Here is a 309-nt window from a genome sequence, read left to right as displayed (position 1 = left end):
AAACAAAGTATGAGGGGTTTTTACAAGCCCGGTATGGCGATTAAAATAAAACTTATCTCGGTGCGATAATATGGCGCGGTGTTTATGCATATAAAAACCTATGATAAACAAAGGCATGTATATAACAAACGGTACCCACCTGTAATCGCCCCACACAAAACCAATAACAACCAAGTCAACGAAGAAAAACATAACTGCAGATACCATTAGCAAGAAGCTTAGAGCAGTAAATAAATTTGACCACCCTCCAAACCATGAAATAGCCAACTGCTTACCATCGCTCTCTACCCAATGTCCCTCAAGCGTTGA

General features: G+C 40.1%; 1 pseudogene. It reads right to left on the bottom strand.

Annotated features, from left to right (window positions below):
- A pseudogene (locus tag H5187_RS24465) lies at positions 1–309 on the bottom strand (hypothetical protein); the annotation flags it as partial.

The organism is Pseudoalteromonas sp. SG44-1 (assembly GCF_014164315.1).
Lineage (GTDB): Bacteria > Pseudomonadota > Gammaproteobacteria > Enterobacterales > Alteromonadaceae > Pseudoalteromonas > Pseudoalteromonas rhizosphaerae.
Note: the sequence above shows the minus strand (reverse complement) of the source record. Positions and strands in the feature narration are given on the sequence as shown.